This window comes from Pseudoduganella sp. RAF53_2 (genome assembly GCF_052113985.1).
Classification (GTDB): Bacteria; Pseudomonadota; Gammaproteobacteria; order Burkholderiales; family Burkholderiaceae_D; genus Rugamonas.
In genome coordinates, this window is the sequence record NZ_JBFRDW010000587.1 from 1 (window position 1) to 3,893 (window position 3,893).

The following is a 3,893-nucleotide window of genomic DNA, read 5'->3' on the forward strand; positions in this document are numbered from 1 at the left end:
GGCTGAGTACGCTCAACGCCGCGCCCAGGACGCCGTGTACATTCCGCAAACCAACGCCTGGTACGTGATGGCCGGCTACCGCTTCGGCAAAGTGCTGCCTTACTACGCCCACGCCCACTACAACGGCGCCAACCAGAAGATCACGGCTCCGGCCCTGCCGGCTGCCCTGGCAGTGCCGGTCGCTGCCTTCCTGACATCGGCATCGCAGAGCTCCGACCTGGTCGGCGTGCGCTGGGACTTCGCCAAGTCGCTGGCTTTGAAAGTGCAGTACGACCGCGTGGACCCGACTTCCAAATCCGGTTCGCTGGTGTACGGTCCTGCGGTGTATAACAAGAAAGTTAACGTGATCGCCGCTGGCGTCGATTTCGTGTTCTGAGGAGCCCAATAATGAAAAAGATTCTGAGCGCCCTCATCGCAGTGGCGCTGGGTGGTGCTGTGCTGCCCGCATCCGCTGAAATCGTGGTTATCGTGAACAAGGAAAATCCGGCGACCCGTATGTTCTCTGAACAGGCATCGCAATTCTTCCTCGGCAAATCGGCCATGTTCACGCCGATCGACCAGAGCGAAGGCTCCAAGATCCGTTCCGACTTCTATCAGAAAGTCGCGGACAAAGACCCGGCCCAGGTGAAAGCGATCTGGTCCAAGCTGGTGTTTACCGGCAAGGCCACGCCGCCAAAAGAATTCAAGTCCAACGCCGAGGTAAAGAAAGCCGTGGCCGACGATCCTAAAGCCATCGGCTACATCGACAAGTCCGCTGTGGACGATTCGGTGAAAGTCATTCTGACCCTGCCTTAAACGGCAGCCTGAAAAGCCCGGTGCGCCGGGCTTTTTTTATTCCCATCGCTGTAGCAGTTCCACCATCAGGCGCTGACCTTCCTTCGATTCGCAGGCCGTGCGCAGCCGCGCTACCGCCGCGCGGTCCGCCCCAGCGAACTGACGCGCGCCACCCGTTGCGGGCCAGGGTATCGGCAGCGCAGCGGTCCCGCTAATCGCCCTGCTTACCACGCGCAACACTCGCGCAGAAATATTTTTCATTTTTGCAACTTTTAATGCTGAAGCGATTTACAATCCTGATTTGCGGATTGCCGGAGGACTGCGTTGAACTTATCGCTGCGGGCGAAATTTCTGATTCTGAGTGCTGTAGTGCAGGCCCTGGTGGTCGCGCTCCTGATCGGAAACAGCCTGCGCCTGATGAACAAGGCCGTCAGCAGCAATGCCGACCGCGTAGCGCACGAGTACGCCGTCAACCTGAATCTTACACTCAGCCCATATGCCGCCAGCGGACGTCTGGGCGAGCTGCGCTCCTACTGGCAGGAGATGCTGGCCGAACCGGCCGACAGCTTCCTGCGCTACATCGTCATCGTGGATGCCCGCGGCAACATCATTCTGGAAGCGGGCCAGCGTCCCTTCTCCCTGCCGGCAGCATTGCGCAAGACTTCAACCGATGGCAGCAAAGGCGTGCGCACGGTCGCCGAAGACATGGTGCTGCATGCGCGCGCGCCCTTGCTGCTGAAGGAAAACCAGGTTGGTACGCTGTACTTTGGCTTGTCCACGCGCGACCTCGTGATGGCGCGCGAAGAAGTGCTGCGCCAGGGCGGCATCATCGCGGCACTGGGCTTCGCCATCGCGCTGCTGCTGTTCTTCGCCTTCACGCGCGGAGTGGGCCTGCGCCTGCAAGCGCTGACCGCGCAATCGGAGAAGCTGGCGCACGGCCACTACGGCGAGCAGCTGCCGGCCCACGGCGGCGATGAACTCGAAGTGGTCACCAACTCCCTCAACACCATGAGCGCCGCGCTGCGCGAGCGCATCGATCAGGTGGAAGAATCGCAGCGCCGCCTGCAGGAATCGGAAGAGCGCTTCCGCACCCTGTTCGATATGACGCCGCTGCCGCTGGCCGTGTCCGACCGCGAAGGCTATATGATCGGCGCCAACCAGGCCTTGTTGCAGACTTTCGGCCTGCGCCTGGAACAGCTGATCGGCAAGCGTTCCGACGAAATCAATTTCTGGTTCGTGCCGGAAGAGCGCGAACGCATCTGGAACATCTACCGCGAACGCGGCACGGTACAGGGCGAAATCGCCACCGTGCATATGCATGACGGCAGTGCAGGCTCCGTCGCCATCTGGTCTTCTTCGCTGACGCTGGATGGCCAGCGCGCCATCATCTGGGCGCTGCTCGATCTGACCGAAGAGATGAAGGCCAAGCAGGCGCTGAAGGAATTGAACGTGTCGCTGGAGAGCCGCGTGCGCGAGCGTTCCGCCGACTTGTCGAACGCCCTCGATACGCTGAAACGCACCCAGCACGACCTGATCGCCTCCGAAAAGATGGCGTCTCTCGGCTCGCTGGTGGCGGGCATCGCGCACGAACTGAATACACCAATCGGCAACAGCCTGCTGGCGTCCACCGCGCTATCCGATCGCGTGCACGACTTCCAGGCCGTGGTGGAGCAAGGCTCGCTGAAGCGCTCCGCGCTGACCCACCATCTGGAAGAAGTCGATATGGCATGCGGGCTGATTTCGAATTCGCTGCAGAAAGCAGCGGATCTGATCTCCTCCTTCAAACAGATTGCAGTCGACCAGACCAATGACCAGCGCCGCCGCTTCAAGCTGCAAACCGTGCTGCTGGATACCACCGCCACCTACACACCGCGCCTGCGCCGTTCCAACTGCGCAGCCAGCGTGGATGTGCCGCCGGAGCTGGAACTCGAATCCTATCCGGGTTCGCTGTACCAGGTCTTCAATAACCTGATCAACAACGCCCTGGTGCACGGCTTCGAAGGCCGCGACAAAGGCCACATCAGTATCACGGCGCGCGACGCTGGCGAGCAGCAAGTCGAAATCGTCTTCCGCGACGACGGCATCGGCATGCCGGAAGAGGTGCAGCGCCGCGTGTTCGACCCCTTCTTCACTACCAAGATGGGCAGCGGCGGCACCGGGCTGGGCATGAACATCGTCTACAACATTGTTACCGGCGTGATGGGCGGGCGCATCGCCGTCGAATCCGCGCCGGGCCAGGGCACTACCATCCGCATGGTTGTGCTCTGCTGTTCTCCACAACGGGAGTCATAATCCATGGACAATCACAACACCACTGCACTTCACCTGAGCAAACACCGCATCGAAGCCCTGGTCGACGGCATCTTCGCCGTGGCCATGACGCTGCTGGTAATCGATCTTCGCCTGCCCGAACATCTGCATATGGGCACGGACGCTGAACTGCGCGAGGCACTGGTGCACCTGCTGCCCAATTTCTATTCCTGGCTGGTCAGCTTTATCGTGCTCGCCATTTTCTGGGTGGGCAATCATCGCGTGTACAGCCACGTGCGGCATGTGGACGGCGCCCTGGTGTGGTTCACCATCATGCTGCTGGGCGGCGCCAGCCTGCTGCCGTTTGCATCGGCCGTCAACGCACAATTCCTGTCCCAGCTTGGCCAAACGGTCTACGCATCGGTGATGACCCTGATGGGCATCGGCTCTCTGCTGGTGGCCAATCACATTTACCGCCACCCCGAGCTGTGCGTGCATCCGATCGACAAAGACGAATACCGCGGCTCCTGCATCCGCACGATTGGCTTGATCGTGATCGCCGCACTGACCGTGCCGCTGGCCACTCACCTCCCCGGCTCGTCCAATATGGCCTTCCTGCTGTTGTTCGCCTTCCGCCCTTTGAATAACCTGCTATCCCGCCGCCTGCGTCGTGCGCCGGCCAACTAACCGGAAGACGTTGTGGAAGACGCGCCGGTAGTCGGCGACCCGGCGCTCGAACAGATGTGAGAACGCCATACAGCTGGCCACCACGAGCACGCCGGTAACGACGATGTCGCTGAGCGAGTCTTTCGAGAAGTGGCAAACGGCGATGAAAAAGTAGACCAGCGGCAGGTGGAACAGGTAGAGCG

Annotated in this window: 4 protein-coding genes and 1 pseudogene; 4 read left to right on the plus strand and 1 reads right to left on the minus strand. The window is 60.9% G+C overall.

Translation table 11 applies throughout. The features are described 5' to 3' along the window. The 4 genes and pseudogenes from AB4Z11_RS25905 to AB4Z11_RS25920 form a co-directional block, all read left to right on the plus strand. Nucleotides 1-376, plus strand: a pseudogene (locus AB4Z11_RS25905) (porin); the annotation flags it as partial. An 11-nt stretch (nt 377-387) separates the two neighbouring features. Beyond that, a complete protein-coding gene (locus AB4Z11_RS25910; RefSeq protein ID WP_442028691.1) occupies nt 388-795 on the plus strand; it encodes a hypothetical protein in 408 nt (135 codons plus the stop codon). 303 nt (nt 796-1,098) lie between these two features. Then, entirely contained in the window at nt 1,099-3,066 is a 1,968-nt protein-coding gene (locus AB4Z11_RS25915; RefSeq protein ID WP_442028693.1) for an ATP-binding protein, read from the plus strand. A 3-nt stretch (nt 3,067-3,069) separates the two neighbouring features. Next, complete coding sequence (locus AB4Z11_RS25920) at nt 3,070-3,711, plus strand: TMEM175 family protein (protein WP_442028695.1); 642 nt, start codon at nt 3,070-3,072, stop codon at nt 3,709-3,711. Here AB4Z11_RS25920 and AB4Z11_RS25925 read toward each other — a convergent pair. Then, the coding region (locus AB4Z11_RS25925) for a hypothetical protein (RefSeq protein WP_442028697.1) at nt 3,676-3,893 on the minus strand (218 nt) is incomplete at its 5' end. The two genes, AB4Z11_RS25920 and AB4Z11_RS25925, sit on opposite strands and share 36 nt — an antisense overlap.

Bases quoted from the DNA above. Each gene is read 5' to 3' on its own strand.
- AB4Z11_RS25910 (WP_442028691.1), top strand. From the start codon at position 388: ATGAAAAAGATTCTGAGCGCCCTCATCGCAGTGGCGCTGGGTGGTGCT.
- AB4Z11_RS25920 (WP_442028695.1), top strand. From the start codon at position 3,070: ATGGACAATCACAACACCACTGCACTTCACCTGAGCAAACACCGCATC.